The organism is Bacillus sp. FJAT-27231 (assembly GCF_001183975.1).
Lineage (GTDB): Bacteria > Bacillota > Bacilli > Bacillales > Domibacillaceae > Pseudobacillus > Pseudobacillus wudalianchiensis.
In genome coordinates this window covers 602,190-626,253 of sequence record NZ_LFZU01000001.1, presented here as the reverse complement: position 1 = coordinate 626,253, position 24,064 = coordinate 602,190, and the positions used below count along the sequence as shown (strand labels likewise).

The window sequence follows — 24,064 nt, the reverse complement described above, 5'->3', positions numbered from 1 at the left end:
AAAAAACTGAACCAATACATACTGGTTCAGTTTGCAGAAGCCGGAGCCTGCTGACCGTTTTCTCTTTCTCCCTGCGGTAATACTAATATTTCTACCCGGCGATTCTTTGCCCGGCCTGCTTCTGTTGCATTCGAAGCAATTGGTTGATATTCCCCGTACCCTTTCGCACTAAACAGACGGGGGTCGAGTTTGTTATTTTCTAATATGACTTTCATGAAGTTGACCGCTCTCATGGCGCTCAGCTCCCAGTTTGATTCATATTCCGCCGTTTTAATAGGAATGTTGTCTGTATGACCGCTAATAATGACCATACGAGGCAAATCCATTTCTAGTAAACGTGAAATCTCTTGTGCTGCTTTCTTATCTTCTTCTCGGATTTCAGCCACTCCCGAATTAAATAAAACATTGTCTCGAATACGCAGCAGCAATCCCTCTCCGCTTAATACGGTCTCTACTTTGTTCTGCAAATTGTTCTGCGAAATATATTGATCAATTTTCACTTTCATTTGCGACAATTCTTTTTTGTCCTGTTCTTTTAAGCCTGATATCGCTTTGTTGCGGGCATTATTTTCAGAAGTTGTTTCAGGCGGGGATATTTCAGGATAATCCATCACACCCGTCCCGCCTTGAAAAGCGCTATTGAATGCTTGAGACACAAGCTGGAATTTCTTCGCATCAACCGAACTCATCGCAAACAGTACAATAAATAAAGCAAGCAGCAGAGTCAACAAGTCAGCGTAAGGAAGAAGCCATGATTCATCCATGTGCTCATGCTCTTCATGTTTCTTCCGCTTACTCATTTTTCTCCCCGCTTTCCTCCATTAACTTCTTCTTTTCCTCTGCCGGTAAATAAGAAGACAATTTTTGCTCCAGCACACGTGGAGCTTCCCCCTCTAAAATAGAAAGGACCCCTTCAATCATCATTTCTTTCACTTTTATTTCTTGTTTGGATTTCCGCTTTAATTTATTTGCAAATGGATGCCACAGCACATAACCAGTGAAAATCCCTAACAATGTTGCCACGAACGCCGCTGAAATGGCGTGGCCAAGTGTTTCAGTGTCATTCATGTTGCCAAGAGCTGCAATCAAGCCGATAACCGCTCCAAGTACTCCGAGCGTCGGCGCATAGGTTCCCGCTTGAAGAAAAATGCTTGCCCCGGCATTATGACGTTCTTCCATAGCCGAAAGTTCCTCATTCATTACATCACGAATGTAATCGGCGTTCTGTCCGTCCACGGCAAGGCTTAATCCGTTTTTTAAGAAAGGCTCATTTACATCGTTTATTTTTGCTTCAAGCGCAAGTAATCCTTCTTTTCTAGCAAGCTCAGCCCAGCTTGTAAATTGACCAATCACCTCTTGTGGAGACATCATTTGTTTTTCTTTAAAAATGATGCCGAAAAGCTTAGGTATTCTTTTTAGCTCACTTGATGGAAAGCCGATCACAATAGTAGCCACAGTTCCAAGCAAGATAATTAAAAGTGCTGCCGGGTTAATTATCACCGCAGGACTTACCCCTTTAAATACCATCCCTACCCCAATAGCTACAATACCTAGAATAATTCCTATGATTGTACTTTTATCCATTCTCATTCACCCTATATTTTTATTTTTGTATATCTAATATCGGTTAAAAAAAATTTTTTTGTATTCATTTTTATAAGTATTTTGCAGTTAAAAAGACTTCATAAAAGAAAAAGAGAGTCGATACTATAAATATATCGTGTTTTCTTGTCGAATATATAAATGGTTTCTCCCATTTTTTCGACAAGAAAGGTACTTTTTTATATAACACGCCAAAAATAAAGAAAGACGGTCTATATAATGAAAACTTTATCAGAGTTTTATCAAGGAGACATCGTTCTTCTCTCTCTCATCATTGGCATTTTCGGATCGTTCGTTACGTTAAATTTGCACGACCGGATCACCTCCTCAAAAAGCTCAAAAAGAAAAACCTGGATACTTCTCGCTTCCTTTTCTATGGGGTTGACGGTCTGGTCTGTTCATTTCATTGGCATGCTTGCTTTTTCTCTGCCAATTGCGGTCGATTATAAAGTAGGAATCGTTCTATTATCGATTATTCCGGCAATAGCAGCTTCAGCTATCGGCTTCTATACTCTTCATAAAAGACAAATGAAGCCCTTGACGATTGGTGTTTCTGGAATTCTTATCGGTCTAGCTATTGTAGCCATGCATTATTTAGGGATGAAAGCAATGGAGGTGACAGCGAGCATTTCCTACAGCCCCTCTCTAGTACTGTCATCTATTATGATAGCAGCAGTTGTTTCATATGTAGCTCTTTATATTTTTTATGAGTTTAATAAAAAGAAGAAGCTCTCCTACAAATTGATGTCCAGCATCGTTATGGGGCTTGGCATCGCCAGCATGCATTACACCGGTATGAAAGCAGCCAACTTTTGTGTTCCGAACAGCTTTGCTTTTAATAACGAACAATTTGATCAGCCGCTATCGCTTATTCTTTTGATTTTCTTTATGGTTGGTCTGCTATTTATCTTTTTTCTTACTGTTTCTGTTTTTGATCAACAAACCGCCATGCGGCTTGCTTATTATGATGACCTGACAGATTTGCCAAATCGCCGAAAGCTTCAAGTGACGGCTGATTCATATTTAGCTGAGGAACAAAAAACAATTGTACTCATCATGCTGGATATTGATAACTTTATGTGGATTAATGAAACATTTGGGTTTATGAACGGCAATTTATTGATGAAAGCTTTCTCTCATCGTCTTGAATTACTCGTTCCTACAGATGGACTGCTGAGCCGAGTGGAAGGCAATAAATTTACGATCCTCTTTGTTGAAAAATACACGGAGCAGGAAGCGATCGAAAAAGCAATGAATTTGCTGAAAAGGCTATCTGATCCATTTACTATTCAGAAGCATCCCGTCACAGTAACCGTTTCCGCTGGCATCTCTTTCGCTCCGGCTCACGGCGGTACATTTGAACAACTAAATGCTGCTGCGGAGAAGGCTTTATATTTTGCAAAATCAAATGGTAAAAATCAAATTGTTAGATACAACCCTGCCATCCACGATAATGAAAAAGAGCGCCAGATCGCGATGAGTTTTAGGGAAGCTCTACAAAACAATGAATTTTACCTGTGCTATCAGCCTAAATACAATGTGAAAGAAAAAAGGATCATCAGTGCTGAAGTACTTGTTCGATGGAACAGTCCATTATTTGGCTTTGTGTCTCCTGCCGTTTTTATTCCAATTGCTGAGAAAAACGGCTTTATCACCGAATTAACGGAATGGATTTTGAATGAGGCCTGTCGGCAGATGAAAGAGTGGAGAAATTGTAACCATCCACTTGAAAAGATAGCTGTTAATATTTCTGCTCCAATGTTTCTATCTAACGTCCTCCATCAGACTGTAACGGACACACTGAAGAAATACGATTTAGACAGCAAGCACTTGGAATTGGAGATCACCGAAACGTCTATTATGGAAAACCTGGATGCTGCCGTAAGTGTCATTGAACGTCTTAAAGAAGACCGTATTTCGATTGCTCTTGACGATTTCGGAACGGGCGTATCCTCGCTGACTTATTTGAAAAAGCTGCCGATTCACGCCCTGAAAATTGATAAATCGTTCATTGACGATATCAATACGTCGCCTGAAGGCCGTGCACTTGTTCAGATGATTATAAATTTAGGAAAGTTATTTAGACTGCATATTGTAGCAGAGGGTGTGGAAACAGAGGAACAGCTGCATACTCTCGTTTCGTTGAATTGTGATGAAATTCAGGGTTATTTTATTAGCAAGCCGCTGCAAGCTCATGAGTTAAGCGAATTTCTTCAAGCATTTCGTGTTGGATAAAGATAAACAGGGAAAATAAAAAAGACACAGCACGTGGAGCCTAACCCGGATGCTGTGTCTTTTCTATTAGATCATAGGTTTAGCTGCTTTGTGCTAATAAACTAAAAACCCGGACGATGTCCGGTTTTTTAGTTTATTTTTATGAAAGTTGAACAGCTGGTCCGAAGAATTCGAACTTAATTTGCCCTTCTGGAATGCCATTTTCTTTTAAATGTCCGATCACAGCGCCCATGAATGGAATTGGACCACAGATATAGCAGACACTGTTTGCAGGAACAATTTCTTTTAAAAACTCTGCACTGATGTGCCCTTCAACGTCACAAATAGTCTCTTGATTCTTTTTCTCGCCGTAAGCGACGAAGGAACGGGCATTTTCTAATTCGCTTACTAATTGTTTAGTGTGTTCTTTAAAAGCATGTGCTTCTTCATTGCGAGCAGCGTGGATAAAGACAACTTCTCGTTTACTATTTTTGACTGCAAGTGTTTCAAGCATGCTCATCGTTGGTGTAATACCTACGCCACCGCTGATCAAAGTAACCGGTGCAGCACTGTCCACATCAAGGTAGAAATCTCCAGCAGGTGCACTCACCTCAATAACGTCACCTTTGTTCACATGGTCATGCAAGTAATTGGAGGCTTTCCCTTCCGGCTGGTTATCTGCTTCCCGCTTAACAGAGATACGATAATACTCGCTGTTAGGAGCAGCAGATAGGCTGTATTGGCGGTTGACGATGTTTTTTTCACCAGGAATATCAAATTTCACAGTAATGTATTGTCCCGGTTGAAAATCAGGCAGCTGCACGCCATCTTTCGGCTTCAAATAGAAGGAAGTAATAAGTGAACTTTCTCCTACTTTATCAGCAACTTCAAACTCTTTAAAGTCTAGCCATCCACCTGGCTGTTCGCTTGCTTCTTTGTACATGTTTGCTTCTGTATCAATAAACACTTGGGCAATCGCTCCATATGCTTCTGCCCATGCATTAATAATATCATCTGTTGCCGCATCACCTAGTACTTCTTTGATTGCTTTTAATAAATATTCTCCAACTATTGGATAATGTTCCGGCTTAATCGCCAAGCTGCGGTGTTTATGAGCAATTTGTGTCACCGCTGGAATTAATACTTCTAACTGATCAATATATTTCGCTGCCGCATACACTGTGTTCGCTAGAGCTGTTTGCTGACGGCCTTTTTCCTGATTAGCATGGTTAAAGATATCCAAAAGTTCTGGATGAGCTTCAAACATACTTTTATAAAAATGTGTGGTAATGTCTTTTCCTCTTTGTTCAAGTACAGGTGCAGTTGATTTTACAATATCAATGGTTTTTTGGGATAGCATCATAAGCCCTCCAATTAGTGGTTTGTTTAAAGATGTATTTTGAATACATCTTATTTATAATCCTTTTTTCTTCCCGAAGCAATACTTTTTAAGGAGTGTAATAAAACGTTCACATTCTTTGATTCCTTGAATTGACACCTATATAATAGATGTATCAAATGATAGTGGTGAAAAATATGAAATTAACTCTCTACACTGATTATTCGCTGCGTGTATTGCTCTATTTAGCTTCTAAACCACAGGATGAGCTTTCCAATATAAAAGAAATTGCTGATTCTTATCAAATTTCAAAGAACCACTTAATGAAAGTGATTCATGAGCTCGGCAAATTTGGACTCATTGAAACGATTCGCGGACGGGGCGGCGGTATCCGCCTTGCCCTTTCGCCAGAAGATATTAACATTGGCCAAGTCGTTCGGCAAACAGAGGAAGACTTTCATTTAGTTGAATGTTTTGATCCAAGCGCCAACCGTTGTGCTATTACATCGATTTGCGGTTTAAAACACGTTCTCTTTCAGGCCTTGCAAGCGTATCTTGCTGTATTGGACCAATACACGTTAAAGGATTTGGCCGTAAACCCTGATGCGATGAGACAGTTGTTATTTAAAAAACCCGAAGATAGATAGTAATCTTCGGGTTTTTTATACCTTTCCCGCATTTACATGGCACAAATGTGAAAGGATGCCTCTTAACAGAAAATTTGTACAGTTTCTCATAAAACAACCCTTTTCCCTGTATAAAATTTTGTCTCTTCCTCTATTCTTGTTACAATAGAATATATTCACTAATCTGTTTAAAAAAGGAGAGTACATATGTCAAACTTTCAGCAAACATTGGAAAAGTACGCCGAGTTAGCAGTAAAAGTGGGTGTCAACATTCAAAAAGGCCAAACCCTTGTCATTAATACCTCTATTGACTCTGCTGAGCTTGTTCGATTGATTGTAAAAAAAGCATACGAAGCCGGCGCAAAGCATGTGCAAGTAAATTGGGATGATGATACGGTGTCACGCCTAAAGTATGACTTGGCTCCTGATGAAGCATTCAAGGAGTTTCCAAAATGGCGTGTTCAAATGCTTGAACAGCTGGCAGAAGAAGGTGCCGCTTTTATGTCGATCGTTTCTTCTAGCCCTGACTTGCTAAAAGGGGTCAATCCTGAACGTATTGCCGACTTCCAAAAAGCAGCTGGTCAAGCAATGAGAAAATACCGCCAATATATCCAGTCAGATAAGGTTAGCTGGACCGTCATTGCTGCTCCATCACAAGCTTGGGCCGCAAAAGTGTTTTCTGATCTCCCAGCAGAAGAACAAATCCCTGCCTTATGGGAAGCGATTTTTAAAGCTGTACGGGCCGATAAAGAGAACCCTGTCCAAGAGTGGAAAAATCATGACGCAGAATTGCATAAGAAAGTAGATTACTTAAACAATAAACGGTACAAAAAGTTACACTACAAAGCTCCAGGAACAGATTTAACGATTGAGCTTCCTGAAGGCCACCTTTGGGTCGGGGCAGGCAGTATTAACGAGAAAGGTCATGAATTTATGGCCAATATGCCAACAGAAGAAGTCTTCACCGTTCCACACAAAACCGGCGTGAACGGCTATGTATCCAGTACAAAGCCATTAAGCTACGGAGGAAATATTATCAATGATTTCAAAGTTACCTTTGAAAATGGCCGAATTACAAATGTCGAGGCAAAAGAAGGCGAAGATGTGTTAAAGAAATTGGTTGAGACAGATGAAGGCTCTCATTACCTCGGTGAAATTGCTCTCGTGCCTCACCATTCACCTATTTCAGAATCAAACATCTTGTTTTACAACACACTATTCGATGAAAACGCTTCTAACCATTTAGCTATCGGCAGCGCTTATGCATTCTGTATTGAAGGTGGTAAGTCGATGTCTCAGGAAGAGCTTGAACAGCACGGGCTGAACACGAGCATTACCCATGTTGACTTCATGATCGGATCTGCAGAAATGGAAATCGACGGCATTAAAGAAAATGGAGAAAATGAACCTATTTTCCGTAACGGAAATTGGGCAGAAGGCATTTAACGATAGAAAAAGCTGTTTCCGCGTTAGGACGGAAACAGCTTTTAACGTTATTCAATCGATTAGGTCACCCGGGGACAATTCGTAGGCTTTGTGCACACTCCACCGTTGCCGCATTCAAAGCTAAAACTAGAAACCCGCCTAAAATTTAAAGGCTAAATTGATTTAAACGATTATAGTAATCAATGAGAAAATCATAAAATAATTTTTCTGAAGGCGGTAAAGTGCGTACTTTGGTTGCGATGACGCCAACAGTTCTCGTTACTTGTGGTATACCAACGGGTAAGCTGACTGTTCCAGGCGGTGTTTGTTCAATTAACAACGTTTCTGGAAGGAGGCTAACTCCGAGCCCAGCTTCTATTAGTCCCTTAATCGTGTAGACATCTTCGCTTTCAAAACCGACTTGAGGTTCAAAATTCGCCTGACGGCACGCTTCGATGACCAGCTTTCTCATATCGTAACCAGTTCGAAATAAAACAAATTGATCATGCATCAATTCTCGCAAATTAATACTTTCTTTTTTAGCTAATCTGTGATGGCTAGGAAGAAGTACTCTCATGCTTTCCGAGAAAAAGACTTGAGTTGAAATATCCGGTGTACTTTCTGGTACAGGGGAAACAAAAGCAAAATCAATTTCTCCCCTCTCTACTAGTTCGCGCAATTCCTTATTCGATCCTTGATGAAAATCAAAACCGATATCTGAATATTGACTGCGAAAAGCGGAAATAACACGCGGCAATGTTTTCGTAGCTAAAGAGGTCGGAAAACCGAGTCGGATTTTTCCTGTTTCAGGGTTCAAATAGCTATTGATTGCTCCAACAGCCCGATCGATTTCATTCATGGCTGATTCCATATGCTGCAAAAATATTTTCCCAGCAAAAGTGAGTTTGACATTCCGGCCTTCGCGTACAAATAATTCAACGCCGAGCTCGTCTTCTAACTTGGCAATTTGCCGGCTGACCGCTGACTGAGCCACGTGCAGACGATAAGCTGCTTCCGTAACATGTTCCTCTTTTGCCACTTCCATAAAATATTTAATTTGCCGAAGCTCCATTCTGTCCCCACCTTTTCAGCCATTTTGTATACTTCTTATTTTACCACGATATCTTTTTACAAACAGAAAAAAACGGACTAATAAAAGTCCGTTTCAGGATGTTGGCAAACGTGCGCTTTCTTGGTTACGCGTCCGGCTGCGGTGCTCATGACCCTTATGATCGTTCCGCTCTTTACCAGGCTTCGTGCCTCGAAAGACAAGCGATTCCAATCAAACTGGATATTAAAATATACTTCGACCGCACTCTTAAACGAACTAATAAAAGATCGTTTCTTTATTTTTTCATTGCGCTATAAAGAACGGCCTTCTGCGCGTGCATGCGGTTTTCAGCCTGCTGGAAGACAACAGATGCTTCTCCGTCCATAACTCCAGCTGAGACTTCTTCTCCACGATGCGCTGGCAGACAATGCATAAATTTGCAATCAGGGTTAGCCAAAGACAGAAGCTGTTCATTTACTTGATAAGGAGCAAATGCTTTCAAACGCGCTTCTGCTTCTTCTTCCTGTCCCATACTCGTCCATACGTCTGTATAAATAAAGTCTGCTCCTTTTACCGCTTCCTGTGGATCTTCAACAAACTCCAATTTGGCTCCTGTTTGTTCACTGATTCCCTTGGCAATCTCCACTATTTGCGGTGCCGCCTCATAGCCTGCTGGTGCGGCCAATGTAAAGTCCATTCCTACCATTAATGAACCGATCATCAATGAATGGGCAACATTATTCCCATCCCCAACATAAACCATTTTTACCCCTTTAAATTGCCCTTTTACTTCGTAAACCGTTAAAAGGTCAGCCAGCGCCTGGCACGGATGGTATAAATCCGTTAAGCCATTAATAACTGGAATATTGGCCGCTTCTGCCAGCGCTTCAATCCTTGAATGGCTATGTGTACGAATCATGATTCCATCTAAGTAACCGGATAACACTTTTCCTGTATCTTCAATTGTTTCCCCACGCCCAATTTGCATGTCATTCGAGCTTAAGAACATGCCATGGCCTCCAAGTTGAATCATAGCTGCTTCAAAAGAAACGCGTGTCCGTGTAGAATGTTTTTCAAAAATCATTCCGAGCAGTTGTCCTTTCAGAGCCTCAGAATAGTGTTCTTTATTTTTTTTCATGTCGTCCGCTAGGTAAATAAGTGTTTCGATTAATTCTGGAGTATAATCCGCAAGCTTTAGTAAATCTTTTCCCTTTAACGCTTCAATGTTTTGCATATCCGTTGCTATCATTCTGTTCACCTCGTACACCAATTTTAGAATTTCATTCCCTGTTAATGATCTTATTAATATTTATACATTAAAACTAATTAAAATACAACATTAATTTCTGAATTCTTCTATTTTTTAAGAAAACAACAGAATTTTGTTTACATAGGGTATACTACGTATACTGAAGTAATTAGTGAGGTGCTGTATATGAGAGAAAAGAGACCAATGAAAGACACTTTGTCTATTAAAACAAGTTATGTCCTCCCTCCTGACACAAATCATCACGGCACTTTGTTCGGTGGTAAACTAATGGCTTATATAGATGATATAGCTTCCATTTCAGCAACGAAACTAGCTAGAAAGCCAGTTGTTACTGCTTCTACCGACTCCGTTGATTTCCTGAAGCCGATCGGTGTTGGGGATGCAGTTACGCTTGAAGCGATGGTCACTTATACAGGGACAACAAGTATGGAAGTATTTGTGAAAGTTTTATCGGAAAACTTAATGACAGGTGAAAAAGAAGTCGCCGCTATTTCTTTTTTAACCTTCGTCGCTTTAGACGAGTCAGGACGACCAACTGCTATTCCAGAAGTGATCCCCGAAACAGAGGATGAGAAATGGTTAAATGAAACGGCCGTCAACCGAGCCAATCATCGGAAAGCCCGTAAAAAATATAGCAAAGAACTCGTTGAGTTTTTCTCTAGACCGGGAAAATAGACGGATAGGATGGAATAAACTGTGAAAACCGCTGAATTTTAGCGGTTTTTTAGTTTACAAAGATTAAGATTTGTTAACAATCCGATCTGCTCCCTTCCTTTAAAATCTGATTAATAGTTATTGGAAGAACGGAAAAACACTGTAATAATAGAAGCTAGTTTGTAACATTCATCTTTCCATATTTTGTCCCATATACAGTATGATTTGTTCATCCTTATACTTATGGAAGAAACCTAAGAGGATTGCCATTTGGAGGAATGAATCATGTTTGGACAAACTGAAATTGGAATAGATTTAGGTACAGCCAACTTGCTTGTTTACAGTAAGGATAAAGGTATTATCGTCAATGAACCATCTGTAGTAGCGATCGACACAGAAACAAGAAAAGTGCTTGCTATTGGCACAGATGCTAAAAATATGATCGGAAAAACCCCTGGGCGGATTATTGCTACACGTCCAATGAAGGACGGCGTCATCGCCGACTTTGATATTACCTCTGAAATGCTTAAAGGGTTAATGAAAAAAGCTGGAAAAGTATTAGGTTTTAATATTCGTAAGCCAAATGTAGTCGTGTGTACTCCTTCCGGTGCCACTTCTGTCGAAAAAAGAGCGATCCAGGATGCAGTAAAGAGCAGCGGCGCGAAGACTGTTCATCTCATTGAAGAGCCTGTTGCCGCTGCTATCGGAGCTGATTTGCCTGTAGAAGAGCCTATTGCCAACTTAATCGTTGATATTGGCGGCGGCACAACGGAAGTTGCGATTATCTCTTACGGAGGAGTCGTTTCTTGCAACTCTATTCGCATTGGCGGCGATAAATTAGATGAGGATATTATTCAATATATCCGCAAGCAATATAACCTCCTTATCGGAGAGCGGACAGCAGAAAAAGTAAAAATGGAGATTGGCTATGCTTTAGTTGATCATGAAGAGCGTTTAATGGATGTACGCGGACGCGATCTTGTGACCGGCTTACCGAAAACCATTGAAGTAAGCTCTTATGAAATCCAAAAAGCCATTAAAGAATCTTTGCTTGCGATCTTAGAAACGATTCGCGTGACTCTTGAAAATTCCCCTCCTGAATTAAGCGGTGATATCGTGGATAGAGGAGTGGTAATCAGCGGTGGCGGTTCCTTGTTGAATGGCATGCAAGAATGGCTCAGCCAGGAAATTATCGTTCCTGTTCACCTGGCACCAAATCCATTAGAGTCTGTGGCCATCGGTACCGGACGTTCACTCCACGTGATGAAAAGCTTACAAAAAGTAACGAGCTGAAAATAATCAATACAAGAAACAGAAAAAGCAGCCTTTTCGGCTGCTTTTTTGTTAGTAAATCGTTTCCTGATAAAAATAGTTAGGTGTTTTGATAGAATTATTATATTCTTTATGGAAAACATGGACAGCCGCTGGGGATACCGGCGGAATTAACCACGTCCAATCCCCTGTTATGGCTCTTCCTTCTCGCTCTTCGTTTTGCTCAAATGTTCTAAATTGCTGAGCGGCTGTGTGATGATCGACGATACTCACTCCTGCATTCTTAAATGAGTGAAGAACAGCTATATTTAATTCAACGAGCGCTCGGTCTTTCCACATAGATGAAGCTCTGCTCATATCTAGTTCCATTCGCTCCGCAATAACAGGAAGCTGGTTGTAACGAAAATCATCTGCCAAGTTACGGGCTCCAACTTCTGTTCCCATATACCAACCGTTGAATGGAGCTGCTTTATACTCAATTCCTCCTATTTCCAGCTTCATATCAGAAATAATAGGAACGGCATACCATTTTAATTGCAGCTCGGCAAACCAATCATATTCTGGATGAACAATGGAAATTTCCTTCACTAGCTCTTTATTCAATTCTTGCAGCTCAGGTGGACGATTGCCTATTTGCACAACCCAAGGCAATAGATCAAAATCCGTCCCCTCTCCTCTCCAGCCAAGCTTTTGACACCTAGCCGTTAAGTCAATGGAAGCCGGATCACCCTTTATTCCTTCTTCTGTTTTATAGCCAGCATACCGAATCAATTGATGATTCCAAATACGAATGTCCTCTTGTCCCTCTTTGGATGGACGAAAGATAGTAATAGTTGGGCGGATTTTCCCTTCATTCGACGCAAACTCAACGTGACGGCTTAAAGCTTCAAATACCTCTTTTTCAGTTTCGGCTTTTCTTTCATCAAATACATGAAGCATTTGCCAAAATAATCGCCCAATACAACGGTTGCTATTGCGCCATGCCATTTTTGCCCCATGGCTAAGTTCTTCATACGTTTGCGTGTACGTGCCCGTTGTTTCAATTTGCTCTCTTATTTCGTGAAGACGGGCTTTCATTTCTTCGCTCGGTTTACTCAATTCCTGATAACAAACTGTAATAAATTCCTTCGCTTGCTTCCACAATTGTGTATTCATTTATTTACCGTCCTGTAAGTAGTATTTACCCACAGTATAGCATTTTTCTGCTTTCTGCTTTGTGACGACTTCTAGAACTAACTGCTGTACAAATGCTTCGGTTTTATCCTTCCACCTCGCGGCCACTGCGGTATGGCAATGCCAATTAAGATAATCATAATCCCAGAAACTTGTTCAGCGGTCAAGTGCTCGCCAACGACTAGCATGGCACCAATCATAGCGGCTGGCAGTTCTGCTGCCCCGAGAATAGTAGCCACCCCGGAATCAACGTGCGGGGTACCGAGAGCGAAAAGGATAACGGGTACAAGGACACCTAGCAGTCCAACAAGCAGCCCGTATTTCCATAAACCGCCTGTCATCGTCCCATCTACAATAAAAGCCGGTGATACGAACAATAAAGCGGTCAATAAGCCGCCAAGAGAAATGATAAAGCTTTTCTGAATAGCCGGTACTTCTGTTCCTGTTTTTCCGCTGAAGAAAATAAATAAAGCAAACATCAAAGCAGCTAAAAGTCCGGAAATAAGCCCCTTTGGATCGCTTAACAAGTTAATTCCCTCTGAAGATATTCCAGCAGCTAGAAACGTGCCAGCCCATAAAACAACAGCCGAAACAATCTTTACAGCTGACGGAAACGCTCTTAAATAAATCGATTCAATGAGAATTCCCATCCAAGTAAATTGAAAGAGCAGGACGATGGCAATAGAAGCTGACAGCTCCTGGATGCTTGTCGCATAAAAAACACCCGTTAAGCTAAGCAGCACACCAAGCCCAAGCAATGATGCGATTTGCTTAAACTGCAGCCTACTACGTTTTGTTATAATGAAAGGGATCAGCATTAGCAGAAGTCCAAAGACATATTGTGAACCTGTCATCTGGCCGGCCTGATAACCTGCATTGGTTGCCAGCTTGACGACTGAAGCTTGAAAACCATAGCTGCATGCCCCTGCTAAAATAAATAACGAATAACGAAGCTGATTCAACCTGATTCCTCCTTTATCTGTTAAAAGTATAGCTCGCTGTCTTCTGTTCGACAATCCCTCTCAAATATTCTAAATTTTCTATTGACTAATCCCACTTAAAGAGATATGATATGTTCAATTATCTTACTAAATCTATATATATTTATTCTTATCAAGAGAAGCTGAGGGGACTGGCCCTGTGAAGCTTCAGCAACCAGCCGCTAGCGGGCCTAGGTGCTAAATCCAGCAAACTGCTTTGTCAGTTTGAGAGATAAGAAGGATTAAACATTCACAATGTAAAGCCTTCTTAATTGTAAGAAGGCTTTTTCTTATGATAAGAATAGCGATTCGGAAAGGACGGAAAATATGACGTTATTAGAAAGGCTGCAAAACGAAGTACTAATAGCTGACGGGGCAATGGGTACTCTCCTCTATTCCTATGGGATTGACTTTTGCTATGAGGAGCTCAATATAGAAAAACCCGAGATTATTGAGAAAATTCATCGTGAATATATAAAAGCAGGTGCAGATGTTATTCAAACAAACACGTACAGTGCCAATGCTTTGAAACTGACAAGGTATGGAATGGAAGATCGTGTAGAAGAATTGAACAAAGCAGCCGTGCGCATTGCCAAAAAAGCCGCAGCGCCTGATCAGCGATTTGTACTCGGAACGATCGGCGGCATGCGCGGCATCCGCAAAAGCAGCGTTTCCCTCGCGGATATTAAAGCGTCCTTTCAACAGCAGGCAGAAGCCATCTTATTAGAAGAGCCTGATGGGTTCCTCCTTGAAACCTATTATGACTTTGAAGAATTAACGACCGTTTTACAGCTGCTCCGCCAAATGACAGACTTGCCTATCATTTCCCAAGTATCAATGCACGAGCCGGGTATTCTGCAAAATGGCCTTTCACTAAATCATGCTTTCAAACAGCTTGAAGCACTCGGTGCCAATGTTGTCGGTGTGAACTGCCGACTCGGCCCCTATCATACTATTCAAGCCTTTGAAGAAGTGACATTGCCTGAAAAAGCCTTTTTGTCAGCGTACCCGAATGCCAGCCTTCTTGATGTTGAAGACGGGCGTATTGTCTACGAATCGGAAGCTGATTATTTTGGCCAGGCAGCGGTGCATTTGCGCAACGAAGGTGTCCGTCTCATCGGTGGCTGCTGCGGCACAACGCCTAAGCACATTGAGGCAGCCAAAAAAGCACTCGCTGGCCTTGCACCGATTACAGAGAAAAAAGTAGTTGCTAAAAAACCGATTATTATTAAAGAGCCGGCCCCGCTAGTGGTACCGCCGCTCCATGAGCAGGTAAAGAAAGAACGGACCATTATCGTTGAACTTGATACGCCGAAACATTTAGATACGGCTACTTATATTAAGGGGGCTAAGGCTCTGCAACAAACAGGGATGGCGGCTATCACAATGGCCGATAACTCCCTTGCCTCCCCGCGCGTCAGCAATTTGGCAATGGGCTCTCTACTCAAAATGCAGCATCAGATCCGCCCGCTTGTCCACATTACATGCCGAGATCGGAACTTGATTGGCTTACAATCTCATCTAATGGGGTTACATGCTCTTGGACTTCATGATGTACTTGCCATTACAGGGGACCCGACGAAAGTTGGCGACTTCCCAGGGGCCACTTCTGTATATGATGTTTCGAGCATGGAGCTTATCCAATTAATCAAACAGCTAAACGAGGGAATTTCTTTTTCAGGCAAGCCGTTAAAACAAAAAGCAAACTTTTCCGTTGCAGCCGCCTTCAATCCAAATGTGCGCGTACTCGATCGGGCTGTGAAGCGCCTAGAGAAGAAAATTGAATGTGGGGCTGATTACTTTATTACACAGCCGATTTTTACAAAAGAAAAAATCGTCGAAGTATACGAAGCGACGAAGCATTTACCGACTCCAATCTTCCTTGGCATTATGCCACTAACAAGCTCGCGCAACGCTGAATTCCTTCATCATGAGGTCCCTGGCATTAAGCTGTCGGAAGAAACACTTGCCAGAATGAAGGCACATGAGAATGATAAAGAAGCGGCAGCACTTGAAGGGCTCGCCATTGCAAAAGAATTAATCGATACAGCAGCCAAGCTGTTTAACGGTATCTATATTATTACGCCATTTATGCGCTATGAAATGTCCATTGAATTGATCCATTACATCGAAGAATTAGATGGAAAAACGAATGAAAGAGGGATCGCTCATGTCCAAACAATATTCAATTGAACAGGAACTCGAAAAACGTATTCTTTTCTTAGACGGCGCAATGGGCACGATGCTCCAGCAAGCCAACTTAACAGAGGAAGATTTCGGCGGTGAAGAATACGACGGTTGTAATGAATACTTAAACCTTACCGCTCCTCATGTGATTGAAAAAGTTCACCGCGACTACTTGGCAGCAGGTACCGATATTATTGAAACGAATTCATTTGGCGGCACCCCTCTCGTATTAAATGAATATAGCCTCGGTGACCAGGCTTACGAGATTAACAAACGGGCAGCCGAAATTGCCCGTAAGTGTGCCGATGAATTTTCTACACCTGATCACCCTCGCTTTGTAGCGGGCGCCATTGGCCCAACAACTAAAACATTATCCGTAACAGGCGGCATTGATTTTGATACATTAAGCCAAAACTTTGAACTTCAGGCAACGGCGCTAATTGACGGGGGCTGCGATGTTATTTTAATGGAAACAAGCCAGGACATGTTGAACGTCAAAGCAGGCATCCTGGGTATTGAGCGTGCTTTTGAAGCTACCGGAAAAAAGCTCCCTGTTATGATTTCTGGAACGATTGAGCCGATGGGTACAACACTCGCCGGGCAAAATATTGAGGCATTTTATATCTCTATTGAACACATCAATCCATTATCAGTCGGCTTAAACTGTGCAACGGGACCTGAATTCATGACGGATCATATCCGTTCGCTTTCTGCCTTATCCAAAAGCTTCGTCAGCTGCTATCCTAACGCAGGTCTCCCAGATGAAAACGGCTGTTATCATGAATCACCGGATTCTTTAGCAGCAAAAATTAAAGGCTTTGCTGAAAAAGGCTGGCTAAATATTGTCGGCGGCTGCTGCGGAACGACACCGGATCATATTCGTGCGATGAGAGCGGCTATTGAAAATATCCCGCCACGCAAACGCCCGGAGCACCCTCATGATCACGTCGTTTCCGGAATTGAACCACTCCATTACGATGATTCCATGAGACCATTATTTATTGGAGAACGGACAAATGTAATCGGCTCACGTAAATTCAAGCGTCTCATCATCGAAGGCAAATACGAAGAGGCAGCGGAGATCGCTCGTGCCCAAGTAAAAGGCGGCGCTCACGTTATTGATATTTGTCTTGCCAACCCTGATCGTGATGAGCTTGAGGACATGGAAGCGTTTATGCAGGAAGTTGTAAAAAAAGTGAAAGTGCCGCTCGTTATTGACTCGACTGATGAAAAAGTCCTTGAAAAAGCATTGAAGTACTCTCAAGGGAAAGCGATTATTAACTCCATTAACTTAGAAGATGGCGAAGAACGCTTTGATGCTGTGCTTCCACTCGTCAAAAAATACGGTGCAGCTGTTGTCGTTGGTACGATTGATGAAACAGGCATGGCGGTTACCCGCGAACGAAAGCTAGAAGTAGCAGAACGTTCCTACGACTTGCTCGTCAACAAATGGGGCCTCCCACCTGAAGATATCATTTTTGACCCACTCGTTTTCCCTGTCGGCACTGGAGATGAGCAGTATATCGGCTCAGCTGAAGAAACAGTGGAAGGCATCCGGTTGATTAAAGAAAAAATGCCAAGGTCATTAACCGTCCTTGGTGTAAGTAATGTATCATTCGGCCTCCCTCCTGTCGGCCGTGAAGTGCTGAATGCCGTTTATTTATATCACTGTACGCAGGCCGGGCTTGACTATGCGATCGTTAACACGGAAAAACTAGAACGCTTTGCTTCTATTCCAAAAGAAGAAATTACGATGGCAGAGAAGCTTTTATTTGAAACGAACGATGAAACACTAGCCGTATTTACTGATTTTTACCGCGACAAAAAGAAAGAAAAGAAAGAAGAAGATATTCCAAAAACAGTTGAAGGACGGCTTAGCTACTATGTCGTGGAAGGAACAAAAGAAGGCTTAATTCCGGATTTGGAACAAGCACTAACAATGTTCGATACGCCGCTTGATATTATTAACGGTCCGTTAATGGAAGGCATGGCGGAAGTCGGCCGGCTGTTCAATGACAATCAGCTTATCGTTGCCGAAGTGCTGCAGAGCGCCGAAGTCATGAAAGCTGCTGTTGCCTTTTTAGAACCTTACATGGAGAAAAAAGAAAACGACAACGGCAAAGGAAAAGTTGTCCTTGCGACGGTAAAAGGCGACGTTCACGATATCGGGAAAAACCTTGTCGACATTATTTTAAGCAACAATGGTTTCAAAGTAGTCGATTTAGGCATTAAGGTAACACCGGCTGAATTAATTGAAGCTATTAAAAGAGAAAATCCTGACATGGTCGGACTTTCAGGATTACTCGTTAAATCAGCTCAGCAAATGGTGATCACAGCCCAAGACATGAAGGCTGCAAACATTGATTTGCCAATTTTAGTCGGCGGTGCTGCTCTTTCCCGCCGCTTTACGGAAACTAAAATTTCTCCGGAATATGAAGGTCCGGTTTTATATGCAAAAGACGCCATGGACGGGTTGGCTATTGCTGGCCGCCTGCAAGATGCCGAAGAAAAAACGGAGCTCTTAAATGAATTGAAAGAGAAGCAGGAAAAACGTAAAGAAGTAGAAGCTTATCGGGAGACGATGAAATCAACGACTTCTGTCGCCGTGCTCGAAAGACCAAAGAAAACGGTTCGCCAGGATGTTCCTGTCCTCGTACCACGCGACTTGCAGAAACGCACTCAGCGTGATTACCCTGTTGCTCACTTAGAGCCTTATGTCAATATGCAAACACTAATTGGCCATCACCTCGGGTTAAAAGGGAAAGTGGAAAAACTACTTGCTGAACGAGACGAGCGAGCCGTTGCTTTAAAAGAAACAGTTGACGGCTTCCTGCAATCCGGCCGTTTAAGAACCGCAAGCGTCTATCAGTTCTTCCCTGCCCAGTCTGATGGAGACGATGTGATTATTTACGATCCGGCTGACAGCAAAACAGAAATTGAACGTTTTACATTCCCTCGTCAGCAAAAAGAACCGTTCCTTTGTCTTGCTGATTATCTAAAGTCCGTGGACAGCGGCGAAATGGATTATGTTGGATTCTTCGTGGTCAGTGCTGGATTTGGCGTTCGTGAACAGTCTGTAGAATTAAAGGAAAAAGGCGAGTTTCTCCAAAGCCACGCTCTTCAAGCAACCGCTTTAGAGCTCGCGGAAGGATTTGCTGAACGGATTCACCAAGAAATGCGCGACCAATGGGGCTTCCCGGATTCAGTCGACTTTACGATGAAAGAACGCTTCGCTGCCAAGTATCAAGGCCAGCGCTTCTCCTTCGGTTATCCGGCTTGTCCAAACTTGGATGACCAAACAAAACTCTTTAAACTTCTTCAACCTGAGGAGATCGGCGTCCGCCTAACAGAAGGGTGCATGATGGAACCAGAAGCATCCGTTTCTGCTATCGTCTTTGCTCACCCTGATGCCAGATACTTTAACGTCGATTAATATAAAAGATAAGACAGCTCTCCGAATAGAGGCTGTCTTTTTCTGTAAGTTGATTCCCCCACTTTTGCGGCGCTTTCTTTATCACTTAAGCGGCTTTATTTACCACCTTGCTATTTGTATCATCCTTTTTCTCTTTGGCTTATGACTGCTAATTTATTTTGTATAACCCACTTCCTCTAAGCCACATTAAGAGTAAAGGAGATGATCATATGAAGAAAAAAGAAGCGAAGAGCCCATCGCTTGTTCCAGCTAAGCCTGAAATGACTCTTCATACAGACGCAAGCGAATACTTGCCTGGCGAATCTGTTGATGCACATGCAAACCTTGAAGTCGCCAACGAACTGATCGGCCGCAAGGAAATTGGCCAGCAGCATAATAACTTGTAGCTGCCTGCGGACTCGCATTTATTGATCGAGCCACTTCTTTAAAAACACTAGTCGTTTATCTATTAGATAAACGACTGGCTTTCATCTCCTTCTTACCATGATTCCAGTATGGAATTTTTATGGCGCGTCACTACACTGTTTCACCCTAAACATTCACCAGCTGTCTAACCTGTGCTTTTAATATTAAATCCTTAAATTAAATGTTCTTTTGTATTTATACACACTATATTTTAATTCCACTTGCATATTGAAACTTTTAATGTTATATTTAAAAAGAATTATTTTTGTTCGGTAAGGATTGATAAGTGATATAACTTTCGTCTGGAAGATTTAGAGCAAGGATAGTACCACAATGTATGCACCGCATACGAGGAGGAAACACACATGGAACAAGGTAAAGTAAAATGGTTTAATTCAGAAAAAGGTTTTGGATTCATCGAGCGCGAAGGTGGAGACGATGTATTCGTTCACTTCTCTGCTATCCAAGGCGAAGGCTATAAATCTTTAGACGAAGGTCAAGCTGTAACTTTTGACATTGAACAAGGTCAACGCGGATTACAAGCGACTAACGTTCAAAAAGCATAATTTTAAACCTAACGTATATAAACAGACTCTAAAACTAGAGTCTGTTTTTTTTATTTAGGCTCTGTTAAAGTTGAAGGTTGTTTTTCAAGAGTTGATTGCAGTGGACACCCGTTGCCAAGTACAGAGCCTTAATGGACACAACGTAAAAATTCCCTGCTCATATAGGAGCAGGGAATAACGAAACAAGTAATAGTAAATGGTAGACTCAGTATAGCACAGTATTCCTCTAACCACTAATCATTTTTTTGTTTTTAACGATTATCTACCTTTTCTGGATACAGATCATGATTCATCAAGCGGTAGTTCGCCATTTCTTCAAACTTTGTTCCCGGTCGCCCCCAATTGCAGTACGGGTCAATGGAAATGCCGCCACGCGGTGTAAATTTGCCCCATACCTCAATGTAGCGCGGGTTCATTAGTTCAATCAAGTCATTCATAATAATGTTCACGCAGTCCTCATGGAAGTCTCCATGGTTGCGGAAACTGAATAAATACAGCTTCAGTGATTTGCTTTCCACCATTTTAATATCTGGAATGTAGCTAATATAAATAGTCGCAAAATCCGGCTGGCCGGTTACAGGGCAAAGACTTGTAAATTCCGGGCAATTGAATTTTACAAAGTAATCGCGGTTTGGATGCTTGTTATCAAATGACTCTAAAATGGATGGGTCATATTCGAATGTATATTTTGTTCCTTGATTGCCTAAAAGTGAAATATCTTTTTTCAATTCTTCTTCGTTTCTTCCTGCCATTAGAAGATTCCTCCTTCTTCAAACTATCTTCCATTATAAGCGTGCTTGCTGTGATAATCAAAAAAGATTTACAATAAAAGAAAGGAGTGATTATTTTGCATACGATTTCGTCACTTGCAGATCTGCATACTGCCGTTGACCAGCATGATGCCGCACTCGTATTTATTTCAGGACCCAACTGCTCTGTGTGCCATGCGATTCAACCGCGTGTAGAGGAATTATTAGAACAGTTCCCTGCTGTCTATGCGGTTCATGCCAACATAGCAGAAGCCCCCGAAATTTCCGGTCAGTATACTGTTTTTTCCGTTCCAGCTGTGCTATTTTTCATCCACGGGAAAGAAATATTTCGTAAAGCACGCTTTATTCTGATAGACGAGCTTGAAGAAGATATAGAACAGGCGTTGAATCTGATTTGAAAACACCAAAAAGGATACCACTTATTCCGTGGTATCCCTAGGATGCTAACAAACGCTTGCAATCAGCCTGATGGCAGTAAAGTAGGCCTTGTTTGCAATCTGAGGATTCCAGTGTCCCTACTTTAATTAAACAGGAACAGACTGACTCTTGCCGCCGAGATAAGCATCGCGTACTCGTGGATCTTTCATCAGCACTTTCGCCTCTCCCTCAATTGCAATTTCACCGCGCTCCATAACGCATGCACGGTCAGCTACTTTTAAGGCAGCTTTTACGTTTTGCTCTACTAAAATAATGGTCGTGCCAAACTCTTCACGCAGCTGATCAAGAATATTCATAATATCCTTTACGATAAGCGGGGCCAGACCTAGTGACGGTTCATCTAGCATCATTAGCTTTGGATTGGACATTAACCCACGCGCGATTGCGAGCATTTGCTGTTCCCCCCCACTTAATAAACCGCCGGGACGATCTTCCATCGTTTTCAATTTCGGAAACAATTCATAACAACGGTCGATATCCTTTTGAAGCGTTCTTTTACTGTGTCGATAGCGGTGATAAGCGCCTAGCATCATGTTGTCTTTTACCGACAAAGCATCAAAAATCTGCCGGCGTTCCGGTACAAGGCAGATGCCCTTTTTGACAATCGCTTCTACTTTTTGTTTACCGATATCTTCTCCTTCATACATAATGCTTCCTTCGCGCTGCTGATAAATCCCTGCAATAGTGCCAAGCAGCGTACTTTTCCCGGCCCCATTTGATCCGACGATCGCAAAGATTTCCCCTTTATTCAGCTCGAAAGAAATCCCTTTTAATACGTGGAGGAAACCGTGATACGTATGAACATCTTTAACCTGTAACATCAAATCGCCTCCTCCTCGTCGTCTTCCGTTCCAAGATAAGCGGCTATTACCTTCTCATTTTCATAGATCTCAGCCGGGGTTCCCTCTGCAATCTTCTTGCCGTAATCAATAACGACAATTCGATCCGAAATGCCCATTACTGTTTCCATGTCATGTTCAACGAAAAGAAAGGACATGCCTTCCTCCCGTTTTTTCTTAATAATGTCAACGAGCTGTCTTGACTCCTGCGGGTTTAGCCCCGCCATTGGCTCATCAAGAAGAATCAATTGCGGTGAAGAAGCAGAGGCTCTAGCAATTTCAAGCAGACGCTGGTTTCCATAAGGAAGCACTTCTGCCGGCTCGAAAGCGAGGTCCGCAATGCCGACTTTTTCTAGACAGCTCATCGCAATGTCAAACGCCTGCTGTTCTTCTTTCTTCACTCCCATAAGCCGTAATCCAGCTTGCAGGAAACCTGTTTTCAAACGGCAGTGTACGCCTGTCATAACATTTTCAATGACGCTCATATTTTCGAACACTTGCAAGTTTTGGAAGGTCCGGGTGATGCCTGCCTCGGCTATTTGATAGGGCTGTTTGCCTGTTAATTCTTTTCCATCGAAAAATACCTGACCAGACGTGGGGGGTAAAACGCCGGTGATCATATTAAAAAGCGTTGTTTTCCCAGCACCATTTGGTCCGATGACAGCGACAATTTCGCCTTGATTCAAATGGAAATCAACTTCACTCACCGCCACTACTCCTCCAAAAGCTTTTGTTAATCCTTTTACCTCAAGCAGCCGCTTACTCATTATTTACTACCTCCCACTGTTGCATCGGCATTAGGTGGTCCAGTAACAGCCGGCTTCTTACTTTTACGGCCCACTAAGCGTCCCCACAGCTTTCCAAGTGTCGGCGCAAGACCTTGCGGCATGTAAATTAAGATCGCAACAAGAAGAACACCAAAGAAGACAATCTGGAACTCTCCCCCTACATTCGGGAAGAATACAGGAACAATATCTTTTAACAGCTCATTTAAAAGTACGTAAACGATCGCACCGATCATGCCACCCCAGATATTAGCCGATCCGCCAATGACGACCATGATTAGAAAGTTAATCGACTCCATCGCGGTAAATAAATTAGGATTGATAAAAGTGATATAATGCGCATAAAGGCTGCCGGCAACGGAAGCGTATACAGCACTTAATACAAACACCTTTAATTTATATTGTTGAATATTCACTCCAATCGAATTGGCGGCTATATCGCTGCCATGAATGGAACGAAGAGCCCGGCCGACACGTGAATCAATGACATTTTTAGAGAAAAGAATGCCAATAATGAGCAAGACCCAAATTAAGAAGTAAAACTTCAAATCCGTATCAAAAGAAAAACCGAACAGGCTGAAAGATGGAATTCCGAAGAAACCATTTAATCCACCCGTAATTTCTTTCAATTCTTTGAAAAAGGTAAATATAATGATGCCAAATCCAAGTGTAGCAAGAGCAAGGTAGTTCTCTTTTAGCTTCAATGTTGGAATACCAATTAAAACGGCAATAACAATGGAAAGAATGACACCGACGAGCACTCCGACAATTCCTGGCATTCCATGGGTTCCAGTCATTACAGCTGAAGCGTAGGCTCCTACACCATAAAAAGCCGCATGCCCTAGCGATATTTGTCCTGCGTACCCCATAAGCATCGTTAAACCAGTTGTCACGATGGCATAAAGGCCCACTAAGATCAGGACACTCAAGAAAAAGGAGTTAACAAAAAAAGGAACGATAGCAAGAACGACGATAAATAAGAAAAGGCCGCCATAATGTCTGTTGTATAAATCATTTACTTTTGAATGATTCATC

The 24,064-nt window shown here is 42.1% G+C and carries 21 protein-coding genes and 1 riboswitch; of the genes, 10 read left to right on the top strand and 11 right to left on the bottom strand.

Features of this window, described 5'->3' with window-relative positions; all coding sequences use genetic code 11:
• Nucleotides 1-26: 26 nt before the first annotated feature.
• Together motB and motA are read right to left on the bottom strand one after the other, a co-directional pair.
• Nucleotides 27-800: a flagellar motor protein MotB gene (motB, locus tag AC623_RS02905; protein ID WP_049660400.1), complete on the bottom strand. Its 774-nt coding sequence runs from the start codon at nucleotides 798-800 to the stop codon at nucleotides 27-29.
• Entirely contained in the window at nucleotides 793-1,584 is a 792-nt protein-coding gene (gene motA / locus AC623_RS02900; RefSeq protein WP_049660398.1) for a flagellar motor stator protein MotA, read from the bottom strand. Before motA ends, motB begins: the two co-directional genes overlap by 8 nt.
• Before the next feature lie 237 nt (nucleotides 1,585-1,821).
• Here motA and AC623_RS02895 point away from each other — a divergent pair, with 237 nt between their 5' ends.
• The gene (locus AC623_RS02895) at nucleotides 1,822-3,837 is read left to right on the top strand and encodes a bifunctional diguanylate cyclase/phosphodiesterase (protein ID WP_049660396.1); all 2,016 of its coding nucleotides are present in this window, start codon (nucleotides 1,822-1,824) and stop codon (nucleotides 3,835-3,837) included.
• Nucleotides 3,838-3,976: 139 nt separating this feature from the next.
• Here AC623_RS02895 and hmpA read toward each other — a convergent pair whose 3' ends face one another.
• The gene (hmpA, locus tag AC623_RS02890) at nucleotides 3,977-5,176 is read right to left on the bottom strand and encodes an NO-inducible flavohemoprotein (protein WP_049660393.1); all 1,200 of its coding nucleotides are present in this window, start codon (nucleotides 5,174-5,176) and stop codon (nucleotides 3,977-3,979) included.
• 176 nt (nucleotides 5,177-5,352) lie between these two features.
• On the opposite strand from hmpA, the gene AC623_RS02885 reads away from it, so the two are divergent.
• Together AC623_RS02885 and AC623_RS02880 are read left to right on the top strand one after the other, a co-directional pair.
• Nucleotides 5,353-5,802 (top strand): RrF2 family transcriptional regulator, encoded by a 450-nt coding sequence (locus AC623_RS02885; RefSeq protein ID WP_049660391.1) that lies wholly within the window; start codon nucleotides 5,353-5,355, stop codon nucleotides 5,800-5,802.
• A 186-nt stretch (nucleotides 5,803-5,988) separates the two neighbouring features.
• Nucleotides 5,989-7,227, top strand: a complete 1,239-nt coding sequence (locus AC623_RS02880) for an aminopeptidase (RefSeq protein WP_049660389.1) — start codon at nucleotides 5,989-5,991, stop codon at nucleotides 7,225-7,227.
• 145 nt (nucleotides 7,228-7,372) lie between these two features.
• On the opposite strand, the gene AC623_RS02875 is transcribed toward AC623_RS02880, so the two are convergent.
• Nucleotides 7,373-8,278 carry a LysR family transcriptional regulator gene (locus tag AC623_RS02875; protein ID WP_049660388.1) on the bottom strand — a complete coding sequence of 302 codons (906 nt, stop codon included), beginning with the start codon at nucleotides 8,276-8,278 and terminating at the stop codon, nucleotides 7,373-7,375.
• Nucleotides 8,279-8,552: 274 nt separating this feature from the next.
• Nucleotides 8,553-9,506, bottom strand: a complete 954-nt coding sequence (gene argF / locus AC623_RS02870) for an ornithine carbamoyltransferase (RefSeq protein WP_231603344.1) — start codon at nucleotides 9,504-9,506, stop codon at nucleotides 8,553-8,555.
• A gap of 186 nt (nucleotides 9,507-9,692) precedes the next feature.
• Between argF and AC623_RS02865 the strand changes: the two genes are divergently transcribed.
• Together AC623_RS02865 and mreBH are read left to right on the top strand one after the other, a co-directional pair.
• Nucleotides 9,693-10,202, top strand: coding sequence for an acyl-CoA thioesterase (locus AC623_RS02865; RefSeq protein ID WP_049660385.1), 510 nt, complete (start codon nucleotides 9,693-9,695; stop codon nucleotides 10,200-10,202).
• 264 nt (nucleotides 10,203-10,466) lie between these two features.
• A complete protein-coding gene (gene mreBH / locus AC623_RS02860; protein WP_049660384.1) occupies nucleotides 10,467-11,474 on the top strand; it encodes a rod-share determining protein MreBH in 1,008 nt (335 codons plus the stop codon).
• 51 nt (nucleotides 11,475-11,525) lie between these two features.
• On the opposite strand, the gene AC623_RS02855 is transcribed toward mreBH, so the two are convergent.
• Entirely contained in the window at nucleotides 11,526-12,608 is a 1,083-nt protein-coding gene (locus AC623_RS02855) for a nitric oxide synthase oxygenase (protein WP_049660382.1), read from the bottom strand.
• Between the two features lie 77 nt (nucleotides 12,609-12,685).
• Nucleotides 12,686-13,588, bottom strand: a complete 903-nt coding sequence (locus AC623_RS02850) for an EamA family transporter (RefSeq protein ID WP_049660379.1) — start codon at nucleotides 13,586-13,588, stop codon at nucleotides 12,686-12,688.
• 145 nt (nucleotides 13,589-13,733) lie between these two features.
• Nucleotides 13,734-13,845: riboswitch (SAM riboswitch) on the top strand.
• 88 nt (nucleotides 13,846-13,933) lie between these two features.
• On the opposite strand from AC623_RS02850, the gene AC623_RS02845 reads away from it, so the two are divergent.
• From AC623_RS02845 to AC623_RS02835, 4 genes are all read left to right on the top strand, one after another.
• Nucleotides 13,934-15,799 carry a bifunctional homocysteine S-methyltransferase/methylenetetrahydrofolate reductase gene (locus tag AC623_RS02845; protein ID WP_049660377.1) on the top strand — a complete coding sequence of 622 codons (1,866 nt, stop codon included), beginning with the start codon at nucleotides 13,934-13,936 and terminating at the stop codon, nucleotides 15,797-15,799.
• Nucleotides 15,777-19,226, top strand: a complete 3,450-nt coding sequence (gene metH / locus AC623_RS02840) for a methionine synthase (protein WP_049660376.1) — start codon at nucleotides 15,777-15,779, stop codon at nucleotides 19,224-19,226. The genes AC623_RS02845 and metH overlap by 23 nt, the downstream gene beginning before the upstream one ends.
• A gap of 209 nt (nucleotides 19,227-19,435) precedes the next feature.
• The gene (locus tag AC623_RS21685) at nucleotides 19,436-19,612 is read left to right on the top strand and encodes a hypothetical protein (RefSeq protein ID WP_197090936.1); all 177 of its coding nucleotides are present in this window, start codon (nucleotides 19,436-19,438) and stop codon (nucleotides 19,610-19,612) included.
• 384 nt (nucleotides 19,613-19,996) lie between these two features.
• Complete coding sequence (locus tag AC623_RS02835; RefSeq protein ID WP_049660375.1) at nucleotides 19,997-20,197, top strand: cold-shock protein; 201 nt, start codon at nucleotides 19,997-19,999, stop codon at nucleotides 20,195-20,197.
• 251 nt (nucleotides 20,198-20,448) lie between these two features.
• Here AC623_RS02835 and queF read toward each other — a convergent pair whose 3' ends face one another.
• Nucleotides 20,449-20,949, bottom strand: coding sequence for a preQ(1) synthase (queF, locus tag AC623_RS02830; RefSeq protein WP_049660373.1), 501 nt, complete (start codon nucleotides 20,947-20,949; stop codon nucleotides 20,449-20,451).
• Nucleotides 20,950-21,044: 95 nt separating this feature from the next.
• On the opposite strand from queF, the gene AC623_RS02825 reads away from it, so the two are divergent.
• Nucleotides 21,045-21,365, top strand: a complete 321-nt coding sequence (locus AC623_RS02825; RefSeq protein ID WP_049660372.1) for a thioredoxin family protein — start codon at nucleotides 21,045-21,047, stop codon at nucleotides 21,363-21,365.
• A gap of 126 nt (nucleotides 21,366-21,491) precedes the next feature.
• On the opposite strand, the gene AC623_RS02820 is transcribed toward AC623_RS02825, so the two are convergent.
• Genes AC623_RS02820 through AC623_RS02810 form a run of 3 tightly spaced genes read right to left on the bottom strand, consistent with a single transcriptional unit; the run spans nucleotide 21,492 to nucleotide 24,063 of the window.
• A complete protein-coding gene (locus tag AC623_RS02820; RefSeq protein ID WP_049660370.1) occupies nucleotides 21,492-22,226 on the bottom strand; it encodes an ABC transporter ATP-binding protein in 735 nt (244 codons plus the stop codon).
• Nucleotides 22,226-23,011, bottom strand: coding sequence for an ABC transporter ATP-binding protein (locus tag AC623_RS02815; protein ID WP_049660367.1), 786 nt, complete (start codon nucleotides 23,009-23,011; stop codon nucleotides 22,226-22,228). Before AC623_RS02815 ends, AC623_RS02820 begins: the two co-directional genes overlap by 1 nt.
• Complete coding sequence (locus AC623_RS02810; RefSeq protein ID WP_082174310.1) at nucleotides 23,011-24,063, bottom strand: branched-chain amino acid ABC transporter permease; 1,053 nt, start codon at nucleotides 24,061-24,063, stop codon at nucleotides 23,011-23,013. Before AC623_RS02810 ends, AC623_RS02815 begins: the two co-directional genes overlap by 1 nt.
• Nucleotide 24,064 lies beyond the last annotated feature (1 nt).